14 protein-coding genes and 1 pseudogene are annotated in these 16,517 nt (G+C 41.8%); 11 read left to right on the top strand and 4 right to left on the bottom strand.

Going from position 1 to position 16,517, the window contains the following annotated elements; genetic code table 11:
* The first annotated feature begins 20 nt into the window (after positions 1–20).
* Entirely contained in the window at positions 21–596 is a 576-nt protein-coding gene (locus FTT74_RS02785) for a hypothetical protein (protein ID WP_136144609.1), read from the top strand.
* A 148-nt stretch (positions 597–744) separates the two neighbouring features.
* Here FTT74_RS02785 and FTT74_RS02780 read toward each other — a convergent pair.
* A pseudogene (locus FTT74_RS02780) lies at positions 745–1,133 on the bottom strand (endonuclease domain-containing protein).
* Positions 1,134–1,282: 149 nt separating this feature from the next.
* Here FTT74_RS02780 and FTT74_RS02775 point away from each other — a divergent pair.
* Positions 1,283–1,960 carry a YetF domain-containing protein gene (locus tag FTT74_RS02775; RefSeq protein WP_178866190.1) on the top strand — a complete coding sequence of 226 codons (678 nt, stop codon included), beginning with the start codon at positions 1,283–1,285 and terminating at the stop codon, positions 1,958–1,960.
* 272 nt (positions 1,961–2,232) lie between these two features.
* Here the strand turns inward: FTT74_RS02775 and FTT74_RS02770 are convergent, their stop codons facing one another.
* Entirely contained in the window at positions 2,233–3,516 is a 1,284-nt protein-coding gene (locus FTT74_RS02770; protein ID WP_179988539.1) for an MFS transporter, read from the bottom strand.
* Positions 3,517–3,743: 227 nt separating this feature from the next.
* Between FTT74_RS02770 and FTT74_RS02765 the strand changes: the two genes are divergently transcribed.
* From FTT74_RS02765 to putP, 5 genes are all read left to right on the top strand, one after another.
* On the top strand, positions 3,744–4,397 hold the full coding sequence (locus tag FTT74_RS02765) for a 1-acyl-sn-glycerol-3-phosphate acyltransferase (RefSeq protein WP_004972299.1): 654 nt from the start codon (positions 3,744–3,746) through the stop codon (positions 4,395–4,397).
* 62 nt (positions 4,398–4,459) lie between these two features.
* Positions 4,460–5,377: a patatin-like phospholipase family protein gene (locus FTT74_RS02760; RefSeq protein ID WP_096902052.1), complete on the top strand. Its 918-nt coding sequence runs from the start codon at positions 4,460–4,462 to the stop codon at positions 5,375–5,377.
* Positions 5,378–5,507: 130 nt separating this feature from the next.
* The gene (locus FTT74_RS02755; protein ID WP_179988538.1) at positions 5,508–5,993 is read left to right on the top strand and encodes an NfeD family protein; all 486 of its coding nucleotides are present in this window, start codon (positions 5,508–5,510) and stop codon (positions 5,991–5,993) included.
* 1 nt (position 5,994) lies between these two features.
* Positions 5,995–6,852, top strand: a complete 858-nt coding sequence (locus tag FTT74_RS02750) for an SPFH domain-containing protein (protein WP_004972306.1) — start codon at positions 5,995–5,997, stop codon at positions 6,850–6,852.
* Between the two features lie 221 nt (positions 6,853–7,073).
* The gene (putP, locus tag FTT74_RS02745) at positions 7,074–8,564 is read left to right on the top strand and encodes a sodium/proline symporter PutP (RefSeq protein WP_179988537.1); all 1,491 of its coding nucleotides are present in this window, start codon (positions 7,074–7,076) and stop codon (positions 8,562–8,564) included.
* Between the two features lie 103 nt (positions 8,565–8,667).
* Here putP and bfmS read toward each other — a convergent pair whose 3' ends face one another.
* Together bfmS and bfmR are read right to left on the bottom strand one after the other, a co-directional pair.
* Positions 8,668–10,335 carry a sensor histidine kinase BfmS gene (bfmS, locus tag FTT74_RS02740; protein ID WP_131260700.1) on the bottom strand — a complete coding sequence of 556 codons (1,668 nt, stop codon included), beginning with the start codon at positions 10,333–10,335 and terminating at the stop codon, positions 8,668–8,670.
* A 62-nt stretch (positions 10,336–10,397) separates the two neighbouring features.
* The gene (bfmR, locus tag FTT74_RS02735; protein WP_096902057.1) at positions 10,398–11,114 is read right to left on the bottom strand and encodes a response regulator transcription factor BfmR; all 717 of its coding nucleotides are present in this window, start codon (positions 11,112–11,114) and stop codon (positions 10,398–10,400) included.
* Positions 11,115–11,704: 590 nt separating this feature from the next.
* Between bfmR and FTT74_RS02730 the strand changes: the two genes are divergently transcribed.
* The 4 genes from FTT74_RS02730 (at position 11,705) to FTT74_RS02720 (ending at position 16,430) form a co-directional block, all read left to right on the top strand.
* Entirely contained in the window at positions 11,705–14,527 is a 2,823-nt protein-coding gene (locus FTT74_RS02730; RefSeq protein WP_179988536.1) for a ribonucleoside-diphosphate reductase subunit alpha, read from the top strand.
* 88 nt (positions 14,528–14,615) lie between these two features.
* Positions 14,616–14,810, top strand: coding sequence for a hypothetical protein (locus FTT74_RS02725; protein WP_179988535.1), 195 nt, complete (start codon positions 14,616–14,618; stop codon positions 14,808–14,810).
* A gap of 62 nt (positions 14,811–14,872) precedes the next feature.
* Positions 14,873–15,007, top strand: a complete 135-nt coding sequence (locus FTT74_RS13860) for a hypothetical protein (protein WP_004972322.1) — start codon at positions 14,873–14,875, stop codon at positions 15,005–15,007.
* 139 nt (positions 15,008–15,146) lie between these two features.
* Entirely contained in the window at positions 15,147–16,430 is a 1,284-nt protein-coding gene (locus FTT74_RS02720) for a ribonucleotide-diphosphate reductase subunit beta (RefSeq protein WP_178319240.1), read from the top strand.
* Positions 16,431–16,517 lie beyond the last annotated feature (87 nt).

Raw genomic sequence — 16,517 nt, 5'->3', positions numbered from 1 at the left:
TCAGCCCTTTGTTTTTCAATATGAGCCAAGATGACATCAATAAATATAAAATTCTATTTGAAGTTTCCAAGCATGAATATCAACTAGAGATCGATAGAAGTAAATCACTGGATGATAAAGCAATTAAATATTCAACAATGGTTGGTATTGTGATAGTTGCCTACTCAGCAGCACTAACCAAGTTAGAAACTTTTACTGCTTATGCTTGCACTTCATTAACTAAATGGATTTTATATATTTTATGTGTAATCTTGTTTATAGCAATTCTAAGCTGTTGGTATAAAATTGCAAAAGTACTTAGTCTTTCTGCACTAGAAAAAGTTCCGTTGGATGACACCAATTTAATTAACACTTTTATGGATAATGACGAAAGAACATGCCTGTGGTATATGGGAGAAATTTATCAGGATTTAATTTCTCGAAATGCCCAAATGCTTGAAGACAAAGTTATTGCTTTAGAAAAAGCTTATTCAGAGATTAATTGTGCAGCAGCTATTTTTAGCATATTATGTCTATATCTATTAATTTTATGGTTAACGGGAGAATGCAATGTCCAGACATACACAGAACTCTCAAAACTCTACATCAAGAAATAATCAAAATACTTTAACAACCCTAACAGCTTCTAGCCGTCCTAGACCTACATGGGTTAAAGATTCTGTTAATTTACCGTCAAATTACAGAGTAACTACGGAAAGTGCTGATCCCCGTGTAGATTTTGAATCAAGCAATCGTCGATAATTTTCAAAATACCTCTTTAATAAAAGAGGTATTTTTCAATTCAGAACACACCTGCCACAAATCCTCCAACACCACATCCACCCTTCCCAACACATCAGAATTCCAATACTGCACGACAGTTAAGCCCAAAGTCTCTAAAAACTGAGTGCGCTCGACATCATAAGCCTGACCATTTTCCGTATTGTGCTGACCGCCATTCAACTCAATGACCAAGCCAATCTCATGACAGTAAAAATCTACAATATACGGTTCAATCATCTACGGACGTCTAAATTTGAGCACCATAAAGCGTTTGCACTAAGTAGTTGCCACAGCAAATTTTCAGCATCCGTAGCAGCATGACGCATAGATTTGGCAAATTGTAATAGTTGTGAATTCATCTTCTGATTCATTATTTTTGTATTTATAGTTTTTAGGCAATATAACAAATTTCTATGTTTCTAAACCACTAAAATAATTGCAGTTCTTTACTCAAAACCACTATTTTACCCACTCAATTTAAGCATAGTATCAAGCATCAAAATAACAAAATAGACAATCTATGGATTGGTTCACCATCTTCATTCACGACACCACATGGACATTTGTTGCAGAATTAATGATTCGTGCTGCACTCATGTTTGGCATGATTATTCTATTTTTACGCCTCACAGGAAAACGCGGAGTACGCCAGCTTTCTATTTTTGAATTGGCCATTATTTTATCGCTCGGTTCTATTGCGGGCGACCCTATGTTCACTGAAGATTTACCCTTGGTACATGCCTTGGTGGTGATGACAGTGGTGATTGGGATGTATCGCCTGACCACATGGCTCATGATGAAATACCAACCCTTTGAAGATTTGATTGAAGGTAAATCGCTATATATTGTAGAAGATGGTGAATTGGTCTTAGAAAAAATTAAGTACGGTAAAATGTCGCATGATGAATTCTTTGCCGAAATGCGCCAACAAGGCGTGGAGCATTTAGGGCAAGTACGTGTTGGCTTACTAGAAAGTGATGGAAAATTCAGCATGTTGTTTTTTCATGGCGATGCCACACGCTATGGTTTACCCTTATTTCCTAAAGCTTGCCAACTCGCGTACCGCATAGTTCCACACACTTATTATGCCTGCATGTATTGCGGGCATGTCCGTTTACTTAAACATGCCAATGAAGTCTGCCCGCGTTGTAATCACCAACAATGGACACAGGCAATCAATACCCCATACCGCAGCTAGAATATGCTGATTTTACCTGCAACACATCTCTATGCGACTTAAACTGTCGCAGGATTGTCATAATTTAAAGTTATACTGCCTGCGCTGCCGAAGTGAAGCACTGAAAGCGCAAATAATAATTTTTGAAAATCACAAAAACGAGATCGGTATCTACTTCAATGTGGATACCTTTTATACTCCAGCGACTCTTTAAAGGTCGCTTTTATTTTTTCCACTCAATGAATTTTTTAAAGTGGTTTAAGCCTGTCATTCTGTCTTGATGATCTATCTTCTTATTCGAGCGTGGATGAGTGAGCGCTTTTCGCAAGCTTTGCCCATTTCCAGATCGTGACAAGGCATAAAATCGCAACAACACAAATCAACAGCAAGTAATTCGCATAGCCTAAAGCATCGCCCAACATTCCACTCAGGGTATAGAGTACCCCGCTCACAGTCGCCATAATCGCAACCTGAAATGTAAAGTCGGTCCCTGCGTATTGTTTACGGCTGTACTGCATAATCAAGGTCAGCATCACCACAAGTAACATGGCAGAGCACAAATCTTCTGCAGCATTAATGCTATAAATCAGCCAGTGTGCAGCATCAACTTGCTGTTCATACAATTCAGCCAAATAAGCATAGGCCACTAAACTCAAAATTTTAAGCACAGAAAAAATGATGAGGGCATGCGCTCTAGACCACCATTTCAGCATCAACCCTGCGATGCCTGCACCCAACAAAGCGGCCATTGCTCCCAACATGGTCACATAAATGCCAATTTGAGAAAAGCTTAAGCCTAAATCTACCATTAAAGGTTTTAATAAAGGGCCAGCCAAACCATCGGCAATTTTAAAGCTGAGTAACACCCATAGCCATGCGTACAGTACAGGCGTTTCCACAAAATAGCGCAGATATTCACGAATCGCAGCAAGACGTGCGTGAAATGACATTTTACTTTGAGCTTGAACAAGCACTTGTTTAGCAGCATGTTGTGGCTCTTTAAACATTAAAATTGGCAAGGTATTTAAAAACACCAATCCCGCTAAAATTAAGAAAGTTTTTTGCCAATCTAGCCAATCCAATGCCCACAGAATTGCACCACCACCCACAATAAAGCCCAGTCGTGAACCAACCACCTGAAAGGTATTACCCCAATGTTGCTGTTTGGCTTGTAAAATATTGACCGCCAAACCATCGGTGGCAATATCTTGGGTTGCACCGACCAAGTTCATACCGAGCAAAGCCACAAAAAACACCCACAAATATATAGGATGATTTAAGGACTCAATCGGTAAAAAGGACAGCCCAATCAGCACCAAAACACTCAGCCACTGGCACGGCAAAATCCAGCTACGATAATGCCCAAAATATGAATGTCCAAAGCGATCCACCAAAGGTGCCCAAAACACTTTGATTGACCATGGCAGCATTAACAAACCGAAACCGCCAATATGTGCCAAAGACACACCTTGCGCACGTAAAATCACAGGCAAGGCATGGGTCATAAAACCAACAGGCAAGCCCTGCGCCCAATACAGAGAAAATAACAACAAATAAGTTTGGCGCAAATTGGGCATAGCATCTCAATTTAGATATGGGCAAAAGATCAAAAAAACACAGTACTACACTAAAATTTTGAATAATGGATTGTTATTTTTCATCACTTTCACATTCAGATTTCGACTATTTTGCCAATGAATCAGACAAAGCGAAAGTCTAATATCTTGAATAGATTTAGATTCATGCGTCATGATATTGGGTATTTATTGTTGTTAATCACGCACGTCAGGATGACATCGCATTCATGAAAATCACCAATCCTTTTGCACGCAGTGCACGGCAATTTCCACAGTTACCCGACCAAGTTCCACAACGTGGAACAGCCAGCAGTCGTGCTTTATTTAAAAATATTTTTTTGGCGCAAGGCTGGCAAATGGTGGGCGAATTTCCCAACTTGCCCAAAGCAGTTGCTATTATCTCACCGCATACGTCAAATATTGATGCGTGGCATGGTTTTACCGCCCTACTCGGTTTAGGTATTCAAATTACTATTTTTGGTAAGCACACTTTATTTGAAACCCCACTCAAGCCACTTTTAAACTGGATTGGGGTAATTCCTGTGGTGCGCCATTCTCCTCAAGGACATACCCAAGATATTATTGAGATTGTACGAAAAAAAGAAAAAATCTGGATTGGTATGGCGCCCGAAGGCACACGTAAACAAGCCGAAAATATCCGCAGTGGCTTTTACCATATTGCCTACGGCGCCAATATCCCAATTGTGATGTTCTCTTTTGATTATGCACACAAAACCATTCATATTTTGGGCGTGTTTCATCCTACGGGCGATTATGCTCAAGATTTAGATGCAATTTATACGCAATATCACGGCAAGTTTTCGGCTAAAAATCCACATTGGTTGGCAAAACCGTTACAAAAGCTTTTGAAAAAGGGCTAGTCAAAGTTTCTATTTTTTGTTCAGATGGGCGCAATATTCTTTGATCTAAATTTAGATTTGATATGCAACTGATTCGTTATTCTTTAGTGGGCGTACTAGCTCTAACTTTGGCTGGCTGCGACAAAACAACAAAAACACCGCCAAGCACCACACCTATCCAAGCACGTGAACCTGTAATTGCACTGGCGCTGGGTGGCGGTGGTGCTAAAGGTTTTGCACATATTGGCGTCATTAAAGTTTTAGAGTCTCACGGGATTAAACCAAAAATTGTCACAGGCACCAGTGCAGGCAGCTTTGTCGGCAGTTTATACGCCAGTGGTAAAAGTCCTTATCAGCTCCAACATATTGCCCTAACCTTTAAAGAATCCGACATTCGTGATTTAACCTTAAACCGTCAGGGTTTTATTGCAGGTCAAAAGTTACAAGACTTTGTCAATCAACACGTAGCCAATAAACCGATTGAAAAATTTCCAATTCGTTTTGCTGCCGTTGCCACACGTTTAGATAATGGACGTAAAGCCGACTTTATTAAAGGCAATGCTGGTCAAGCCGTACGTGCCTCTTGCAGTATTCCGAATGTTTTTGTACCTGCCACCATTGGCGGAACACAATATGTGGATGGCGGCTTGGTCAGCCCAATTCCCGTACAGACGGCTAAAGCGATGGGTGCCGACTTAGTCATTGCAGTGGATATTTCTGCACGTCCGACAGGCAATCAACCTGTCAGCATGTGGGGCTTACTCGATCAAACCCTCAATATTATGGGGCAGCAAAGCATCAATCAGGAATTGGCGCAGGCCAATATCGTGATTCAACCTAAAGTTGGACATATTGGTACTCTAGATTTAAAAGCCAGTAACCAAACCATTTTAGAAGGTGAAAAAGCCGCACAATTACAGGTCAAAGCAATTCTGCAAGCCATCAATAACTTTAAAAAATCACCTGCCGCGCTGAAACCTGCACCGCGTCCGAAATTTTAGGATTCAGTGATTTTTTTAATATTCATAAACTTATTGATCTGTTAAAGTGATGAGAGCGCATCTTTTTAAGTCGATGCGTTTCTCTAAGCAATTAGAATTAACCAATCGTAAAAAATACGCGAGTAGATGTATGGAATTCGTTCTTGAACCTTGGCACTGGTTTGTACTAGGCGTTCTGTTAATGCTTTCAGAACTGGTCTTGCCTGCGTTTGCCGCTTTATGGTTTGGCATTGGGGCAGTCATGGTCGGTATTTTATACTGGATGTTCCCCATGATGGGTACCACTACCCAATTGGTGATGTGGATTATCTTGTCGGTACTGTGTACCTTGGCGTGGTTTAAATTTATCAAACCCTTATCTACCGATAAAACCAAAGCAGGCTTGTCACGCGAAGCCACTATTGGACAAATTGGCATGGTCATTCAAACCAACTTAGAACATGATCAAATTAAAGTCCGTTTCCCGATGCCCGTACTTGGTTCAGACGAATGGAACTGCCGCACCGCAAGCCCTGTGCAAGTGGGAGATCGTATTCGCGTGATTGATATTTTGGGTAATGATTTGGTGGTGCAGCCGCATCACAGCGCACATGGCAACGAAAAAGTGAGAAATTAAAATGTCTGGTGGATCTATTATTGTTTTAGCGATTTTAGCCTTTGTTGGAATTACCATTTTTAAAGGCGTGCGAATTGTTCCGCAAGGTTATAAGTGGATTGTGCAACGTCTGGGTAAATACCACACCACACTTGCACCGGGACTTAACTTCGTCATTCCTTATGTCGATGAAGTGGCCTATAAAGTCACCACCAAAGATATTGTATTAGATATTCCATCTCAGGAAGTTATTACCCGTGACAACGCAGTTCTACTCATGAATGCGGTTGCGTACATAAACCTCACGACTCCTGAAAAAGCAGTGTATGGCATTGAAAACTATACTTGGGCGATTCAAAACCTTGTTCAAACCTCATTGCGCTCTATTGTGGGTGAAATGGATTTGGATGATGCCTTGTCTTCACGTGATCACATCAAAGCCAAACTCAAAGCAGCCATTTCTGATGATATTTCAGACTGGGGAATTACCCTTAAAACTGTAGAAATTCAGGATATTAAACCATCGCATACCATGCAGGCAGCTATGGAAGAACAAGCTGCAGCAGAACGTCAGCGTCGTGCTACCGTAACCAAAGCCGATGGTGAAAAACAAGCGGCTATTTTAGAAGCCGATGGTCGTTTGGAAGCTTCACGTCGTGATGCAGAAGCGCAAGTTGTATTGGCAGAATCTTCTCAACGTGCTATTGAAATGGTTAGCTCTGCGGTGGGTGATAAAGAAATTCCTGTGGCGTACTTATTGGGTGAGCAATATGTAAAAGCCATGCAAGATATGGCGAAATCGAACAATGCCAAAACTGTGGTCTTACCTGCAGATGTCCTGAATACCATTCGTGGTGTTATGGGTCGCAATAATCCATAAGCAAATCAGATAAACATCAAGATGATAGGCAGCTTTCAAGCTGCCTATTTTATGCCCATTCAGAAAAAAATCTGAAATATTTTTTAATGTATGGTTAAATTTCGCGTTTCTTGATGAAATCAGCACCGCAGATGAGATCTCTGCACTCACCAAATTGAGTGACTCACATCTAGCAGCGGTCTGTATTTTAATCGACTGTCCAAAACCCAAATGGATACTGTATGAGCGCACTCAACCCCACCATTATTACTTTCCTGTTTTATATTGTCGCCATGATTGTCATTGGTTTATTGGCTTATCGCGCGACTCGAAATTTCTCGGACTACATTTTAGGTGGTCGTCGTCTTGGCAGTTTTGTCACCGCACTTTCTGCAGGCGCATCCGATATGAGTGGTTGGTTGCTGATGGGCTTGCCCGGTGCCATTTATCTTTCAGGTTTGTCTGAAATGTGGATTGCCGTTGGTCTGATTATTGGCGCATGGCTAAACTGGCTTTTGGTGGCAGGTCGTTTACGAGTACACACCGAAGTACAGCACAATGCACTGACTTTGCCTGATTATTTTTCTAACCGTTTTAATGATCAAAGAAAAATTTTAAGGATTGTATCTGCCTGCGTAATTCTAATTTTCTTTGCGATTTATTGTGCTTCGGGCATGGTTGCAGGTGCGCGTTTATTTGAAAGTATGTTTGATCTGCCTTATAGCACTGCATTGTGGATTAGTGCTATTGCCACCATCAGCTATGTGTTTATTGGTGGTTTCTTGGCAGTCAGCTGGACGGACACCATTCAGGCTGGCTTGATGATTTTTGCGCTCTTGCTGACCCCTATCATTACCCTACTCAGCTTTTCTGACCTAAGCCAAGTCACACTTGCTTTAGAAGCGGCTCGTCCGCAGGCGCTGAATTTAGTCAGTGATTTAAGCTGGGTCGCGATCATTTCCCTCATGGCATGGGGCTTAGGCTATTTTGGACAGCCACATATTTTAGTGCGTTTTATGGCAGTTGATTCAGTCAAGTCTATTCCGAATGCACGTCGTATTGGCATGACATGGATGACCTTATGTTTAGGCGGTGCGGTGGCTGCGGGCTTTTTTGGTATCGCCTACTTCCAGCAACATCCTGAACTGGCAAGTGTGGTCAATGCCAATCCTGAAACAGTATTTATGGAATTGACCAAAATCCTGTTTAATCCGTGGGTGGCAGGTGTGGTACTGGCTGCAATTTTAGCTGCTGTGATGAGTACCCTAAGCTGTCAACTTTTGGTCTGTTCAAGTACTTTAACCGAAGATTTTTACAAATCGTTCCTGCGTAAAAATGCCTCACAAAATGAATTGGTGTGGGTCGGACGCGGCATGGTACTCATGATTGCGCTGCTTGCTATTTGGATGGCGGGTAATCCTGAATCAAAAGTCTTGGGATTGGTTTCTTATGCTTGGGCAGGCTTCGGTGCAGCATTTGGTCCACTAATCATTTTGTCTTTGTTCTGGAAACGCATGACTTTAAATGGTGCATTGGCGGGGATGGTTGTCGGCGCACTTATGGTCATTCTTTGGAAAAACCTTTGGGCAGATACGGGTATTTATGAAATTATTCCAGGCTTTGTGTGTTCTTGGATTGCGATTGTCGTGGTGAGTTTATTGGGTAAAGTGCCAAGTCATGAAGTGACAGACCGTTTTGAACAGGCCGATCAGCAATATAAAGAATCGCACTAAGCTGTAGATTGATCTGCATAGAGATAAAAAAGCAATTAAAAAAAACCAGTGCCTTGAATTGCACTGGTTTTTTATGTCTAAAATTAGTTTTGGTGCACTCAATTCAAGTCAATGAATCGGTGGTTTTTTCTTTCTCTGCTGCGGCTTTTTTTCTTGCCTTACTAAACCGTTTGGCAGGCCAAACCATCATAAAACGTGCACCACCCAAGTTCGGACTCTGATCGACTTCAATTTTGCCACCAAACCAATAAGCAATGCGGCTTACAATAGACAAACCTAAACCATAACCACCTGAAGCACGGGTGCGGCTGTCATCTAAACGAGCAAAGGCTTCAAATACACGTTCTCGGTCTTGTTCGGGAATCCCCGGCCCATCATCTTCCACACAAACATAGGCCATGCCTTGTTCGTTAATACCGCCACTGATCAAGACTTTATGGTCACAGTAACGGACTGCATTGCCCACCAAGTTCTGTACCACACGGTGCAAGTAACGGCGTTCAGCTTCCACTTCCAAAGTCACAGGTGGGGCAAGCAATTGAATATCTTTTTGGGTTTTCAATGCTTCTGTTTCCGTAGCCACCTGCTCTAGCACTTCAACCAAAACGATCTTTTCAATTTCTAAAGATGGCATGCCCTGTTCAAGTTTGGCATAGGTCATGATCTCATCAATCAAGGTGTTTAAAGCCTCAATATCTTTATCAATCATTTCGACTTGCTGTAAGCGATATTCGTAATCATCTTCTTCTGCCAGCATTTCCATACCAAAACGAATACGTGCCACAGGCGTGCGCAGCTCATGCGATACAGCGCGCATCAGTTCACGCTGCGCCTCAATCAAACGCTGAATATGGTCGGACATGCTGTTATAACTAGATGCCAAACTTGCCATTTCATCTGTGCCATCTACAGGCAAACGCATGTTTAAATCACCCGATTTGGTGCGGTTTAAGGCATAGTTCACTTGGCGGATCTTACGTTGCATAGGCAAGATCAAACCATAAACCCCCAAGCTCAACATAAACATACTGAGCAAGGTAATGCCTGCTGCCAACTGGAATGGCATCCAGTTAAATAACGGCACAGGCCCTAAAACCAAGACTTCTGAGGGTGAATTTGGCATCGGTGACACAATCGAGATGGTTGTACCACGCACGGTGGCATTGTCACGATATAAAATAATGCTGTGATCGAGTCTTAAACGCCCAATCTGTTCAGAATCGAGTGGCAGTTCCTGAATATTTTTAATATTGACCGGATAAGAAAAGTGCTGCTGAATTTTGGCTAGATATTCTTTTTCCTGACCTGGGTAATACACCAAATAATCTAAAACAAAAATCGGCAAAGCTTTCATTTGCCGTTCTGTAATTTTATCTGCCTTGATATATAAATAATGATTTGGATCATCTTTCATACCCAAAATAATATAGGCAATCATATTTTCGGCATTATAGCGCACAGCCGCTTTACGTTCTTTAATCCGTCTAAGCTCTGCGCGCGACAAATCTACTTTGTCTGCCTGCACATAGTAGATGGGCAATTCCAGCAAATCGGATGCATCAGAAATCCAGTCTTTCTTTTGCTGTTCGTTTTGCTGTCGTGCAATCCCTTCACTAATAATATAAGCCATACCATCAGTTAAAGACTCACGATATTCTTGCGCACGCTGATAGTTGATGATTTGCACCAATAAGTACGCCAAAATGGCAACTACTGCAACTAAGATCACCAATCCTGCATATATGCGCAAGAATATACTGTGTTTAAGCACAAAATCCGTCCTATGTGACTTATTTTATATGTGAGCCAGTATTTGACTCAGAAAAAAGCGTATTACATGCCGTTGGTTTCTTTAACGAACAAATAACCTTTACTGCGCACAGTTTTAATACGTTTTGGATTTTCAGGATCATCGCCAATTTTTGGACGAATACGTGAAATACGCACGTCAATTGAACGGTCTTGACCATCATATTCAATGCCGCGTAGACGCTCAAAAATATCTTCACGAGATAAAATACGCCCTGCATTTGAAGCCAATAACCATAACAAGTCATATTCTGCGCTGGTGAAATCAACCAATTCACCATTTAAAGTTACAGAACGACCACCGTTATCAATCACTAAATCATCAAATTCAATGCGCTGTGCCACTTCATCTTCAGTCACTTTGTCGGTACGGCGCAATAAAGCACGAATACGCGCCAACAACACACGCGGCTGCACAGGTTTTGCAACATAGTCATCTGCACCCATTTCCAGACCTAGCACCTGATCCATATCTTCAGTACGCGCAGTCAGCATTAAAATTGGTTGATGATAATGTGGACGAACTTCACGACAAATGGTTAAACCATCGGCACCTGGTAACATCACATCGAGCACCACAAGATCAGGTTGCTCGGCAATAATACGGCGAATCGCACGGTTGCCATCTGGTTCTACCCCAACTTCCAAACCATTGCGAATTAAGTATTCCTGCGTAAGTCGTGCAAGGCGTTCATCATCTTCAACAATTAAAATTTTTGGTAACTTTTCTTCTTGACTCATAACCTGTCCCTTTATTGGATTCGACCTATCCTTTTAAAATCTGAGAGATAGGTCTTGATATAATTTGCAATATACACACGTTTACATTGTAAACAAGATGCCGTTCACCAAACTGATACATCTGCGTATTATTTTGTTATATTTTTATTAAGCATTGAATTTATAGTATTTTTCTAGTTTTAGTGATTTTTGGGCACATTTAAGAAATATTGAGTTACAAAATGGGTATTTTTTGCACTAGATCAAGCCCTTGCTTGATTTGGAAAAATTATCTCTTAACTTTTCAAGTTATCCACAAGGTTATCTATAAGCAGTTTTTCCGAGCTTTGTTATGCTATGCCCTTGTCTGATAAGGCTTATAGCCAATAGGACAAAATTCGGTATTTTTGAGATAAATTTTAATTCAGAAAAAGTCAAAATTTAAAAAAAAAAGTCAATATTGATCTACCCTCAATTTTCCCGTATCTTGTGTTCAATTCAATTTTAAACCACTAAGTCTTGTGTTTATTCCTCAAACACTGTGGCCTAAATTTTGCCCAGTTTAAATGGTCCATAAACATAACAATAGATGACAATGGAGCTATGCTGACATGAGCGTAATCACATCAACCCCCGGTCAATTACAAGTGATTAAACGCACTGGTGATGTTGCCGCTTTCGATGCTGAAAAAATTGCAGTTGCAATTGGCAAAGCGTTTTTGGCTGTAGAAGGTCAACAAAGCGCAGACTCAAGCCGTATTCATGATCGTATCGAACAACTGACAGAAATGGTGCTGAATACGTTCAATCGCCGTTTACCGTCTGGCGGAACTATTCACATTGAAGAAATTCAAGACCAAGTTGAACTTGCGCTGATGCGTACTGGCGAACAAAAAGTTGCCCGTGCTTATGTCATCTACCGTGAACAACGCTCTGAAGCACGTAAGCAAGCAGGTGAAAATCATCACCCAACCTTACAAGTGACCGATGCCAACGGTCAGCTTAAACCACTCGACTTAGGTGCGTTAAAAGCGACAGTAAATAAAGCTGCCGAAGGTTTAGAAGGCATTGATGTAGACGCCATCATTGATGAAACCGTAAAAAATCTTTACAACGGCGTAAAAGAGTCAGACATTTCTACCACCATGATGATGGCGACTCGTACCCGTATTGAACAAGAACCAAACTATACCTATGTGACTGCGCGTTTATTGCGTAATGACTTGGTGGCAACAGGTTTAGAGTTCTTGGGCTTATCTGTAGATACTCCTGAAGGTGACGCTTTAGAAACTTTCCTGAAAAAAGGTGTAGCACTTGATTTGCTTTCTGCAGACTTGCTTGAGTTTGACCTTGCTAAACTTGCAGCAGCAATTCAGCCTGAACGCTCAAACCAGTTTACCTATTTAGGTCTGCAAACTTTATTTGACCGCTACTTCATTCACTCAGATGGCGTACGCTTTGAACTTCCACAATTGTTCTTCATGCGTGTGTCGATGGGTCTGGCGCTCAATGAAGATGACCGTGAAGCACGTGCAATCGAGTTCTATAACTTATTGTCTAGCTTCGACTATATGGCGTCTACACCTACCCTGTTTAACTCAGGCACGCTACGTCCACAGTTATCAAGCTGTTACTTAACTACCATTTCTGATGACCTTTACAACATTTATGGCGCAATGCGTGATAACGCAATGCTGTCTAAATGGGCAGGCGGTTTAGGCAATGACTGGACACCAGTTCGTGCGCTGAACTCGTACATCAAAGGTACTAACGGTAAATCTCAAGGTGTTGTGCCATTCTTAAAAGTGGCGAACGATACTGCGGTTGCGGTCAACCAAGGTGGTAAGCGTAAAGGTGCAGTATGTGCTTACTTAGAAACTTGGCACTTAGACATCGAAGAATTCCTAGAACTACGTAAAAACACGGGGGATGACCGTCGTCGTACCCATGACATGAACACCGCAAACTGGGTACCAGACTTGTTCATGCAACGTGTCTTTGAAGATGCAGAATGGACATTGTTTACGCCATCTGAAACACCAGACTTGCACGACTTGACGGGCGAAGCTTTTGCTGAGCGTTATGCGTACTACGAAAGCATTGCCAAAGAAACTAACATGCTGCATAAAAAACTTCGTGCGAAGGACTTATGGCGCAAAATGTTGTCAATGTTGTTTGAAACAGGTCACCCGTGGATCACATTCAAAGACGTATGTAACTTACGTTCACCGCAACAACACGTTGGTGTAGTGCACTCATCTAACTTGTGTACTGAAATTACCCTCAATACTAACCAAGATGAAATCGCGGTATGTAACTTGGGTTCAATCAACCTTGTGCAACACGTTCAAGGTGGTGTGTTAGACCGTGAAAAATTAGCACGTACTATTAAAACTGCAGTACGTATGCTCGACAACGTCATCGACATCAACTACTACGCTGTACCACAAGCACGCAATTCAAATTTGAAACATCGTCCTGTAGGTATGGGCATCATGGGCTTCCAAGATGCGCTTTATGAGATGAACTTGGCTTATGGTTCAGATGCTGCAGTTGAATTTGCCGATGAATCTATGGAAGTGATCAGCTACTACGCGATTCAAACGTCTAGCGACTTAGCGGTTGAGCGTGGTACTTACGAAACATTTAAAGGTTCATTGTGGGATCAAGGCATCTTACCAATTGACTCTTTAGACATTGTGGCGAAATCGCGTCCAGAACGTATGTTTGAAGTAGACCGTACACAGCGTTTGGATTGGGACAGCTTACGTGCCAAAGTTCAAAAAGATGGTATGCGTAACTCAAACGTGATGGCGATTGCTCCGACTGCAACCATTTCAAATATTTGTGGCGTTTCTCAGTCTATTGAGCCGACATTCCAAAACTTGTATGTGAAATCGAACTTGTCTGGTGAATTTACAGTAATCAACCCTTACCTCGTTCGTGCATTGAAAGAGCGTGATTTGTGGGATTCTGTGATGGTGAATGACCTGAAACACTTTGAAGGTTCAGTACAAAAAATTTCACGTATTCCTGAAGAATTGAAAGCGATTTTTGCGACTGCGTTTGAAGTTGAACCACGCTGGATTGTAGATGCAGCATCACGTCGTCAAAAATGGATTGATCAGGCGCAATCGTTGAACTTGTATATTGCAGGTGCAAACGGTAAGAAACTTGACCTGACTTATAAAATGGCATGGTTACGTGGTCTGAAAACGACTTATTACCTACGTGCATTGGGTGCAACGTCTGCAGAGAAATCGACCATTAACACGGGCGCATTGAACGCAGTAAAACCTGCAACAGTAACAGCAGCCCCTGTGGCAGCCGTTACACCAGAAGCGTCTGCAGCTGTTGATGAAGATTTTGCTCAAGCAGCACCAGTGCCAATGGCATGTAGTATTGATAATCCTGATTGTGAGGCTTGTCAGTAAAATAAATAACTAGAAGTCAGAAAACATTATTAGCTACCTACGTGGCAAATAATGTGACTCTAGTAGATGTTTTTACTAGCACATCGCCATGAAAGTAGCTTCTTACAATATAAATGGAGCTATCGTGAGCTTATTAATCATTACATTTTTACTAGCTTTAGCTGATATTTTAAACAGTTGTGCAAATTTAGTAGAAGCAACATCAAGCCTTTTGCTAGCGATTAATATTCTGTTAGAGAATGAGTTAGTAACAAAATTATTGAGTTCAACTTTTAATTTATAAGATTTTTTGGTTGTCTTAAAACTTAGGGCAACCAATCCAGTTGAATAACCAAGGAAATCACCATGCCACACATGACCCACAACTATATGTTAGGACTCGCGGTCTTGCTGGTTTCCTTTGTAGTGTTGTTTTACGCACCGATTGCTTACTTTTGGGTACAAGCGGCAAAACAACAACGAAAGCAAAATAAGTCGTGAGCAAATTGGTCGGAATGTACATTTTTCAGACCAAGATGAGCAAAACTTAATTTTGCTTTCACAAATTAAGCGTATATTAAGACATCTCAGCGTAGCTGGATGTCCATAAAAGATATAAAGCAACGAAGAGAGAATTGATATGTCTATCCTAAGTTGGGACGATTTCGAAGATGATTCGCAAAAACCGGCTGCTCCTGAACACAAGTCTGCGCCCGTCGAGCCGCAAAAAGCGCATGATACGCAGATGGTATCTCATGCAGAGCAACCACAGACGACTGTGGCAGCTGCACAACCCGCTGCAGCCCCTAGAAGTAGAACAACAGATTCAACCGATCCGTTGGCAAGAGCATCTAACGCTCTAGATCAATTGGACGTTGCTCCTGGTCTTGAAGAACTGGAAATGGGTGCATCGCGCGTACAGGTTGATGATAAAGCCATGATCAACTGTCGTGCAGACTTAAACCAGCTTGTACCGTTCAAATACGAATGGGCATGGCAAAAATATCTAGATGGTTGTGCAAACCACTGGATGCCGCAAGAAGTCAACATGAACCACGACATCGCGTTGTGGAAGTCTGAAAATGGCTTAACTGAAGATGAGCGCACCATTGTTATGCGTTCACTTGGTTTCTTCTCTACCGCAGACTCATTGGTTGCTAATAACTTGGTATTGGCTATTTATCGCCACATTACCAACCCAGAATGCCGCCAGTACATTTTGCGTCAAGCCTTTGAAGAAGCGATTCACACTCACGCTTACCAGTACTGCATCGAATCTTTAGGTATGGATGAAGGCGAAGTCTTCAATATGTACCGCGAAGTACCATCGGTTGCACGTAAAGCAGCATGGGGCTTGAAGTACACGCAATCTTTAAGCGATCCTACTTTCAAAACAGGTACACCTGAAAACGACCAAATTTTGCTACGCAACTTAATCGCATTCTATTGTGTACTTGAAGGTATTTTCTTCTACTGCGGTTTCAGCCAAATCTTGTCGATGGGTCGTCGTAACAAAATGAATGGTGTTGCAGAGCAATTCCAGTACATTTTACGTGATGAATCTATGCACTTGAACTTTGGTATCGACATGATTAACCAAATCAAGATTGAGAACCCGCACTTGTGGACTGCAGAATTCCAGCAAGAAGTGATTCAAATGATTCTTGAAGGCACGATGCTTGAAATTGAATATGCACGTGACACTATGCCACGTGGTGTATTGGGCATGAACGCAGGTATGATGGAAGAATATTTGAAATTCATCTGTAACCGTCGTTTAAGTCAGCTCGGTTTACCTGAACAGTTTGTTGGCGTAAACAACCCGTTCCAATGGATGTCTGAAATGATGGACTTGCGTAAAGAGAAGAACTTCTTTGAAACGCGTGTGACTGATTATCAGACGGGCGGTGCGTTGAGCTGGTAATACAGCGCTGCGTCACTCGATACATATGCTGTCATTGTGCGACACATGAGTTGTCATTGAGAAAACCGCCATTCATGGCGGTTTTTT

The sequence above is a fragment of the Acinetobacter sp. YH01007 genome (genome assembly GCF_013420425.1).
GTDB lineage: Bacteria > Pseudomonadota > Gammaproteobacteria > Pseudomonadales > Moraxellaceae > Acinetobacter > Acinetobacter towneri.
This window is presented reverse-complemented; position numbering and strand designations above follow the sequence as displayed.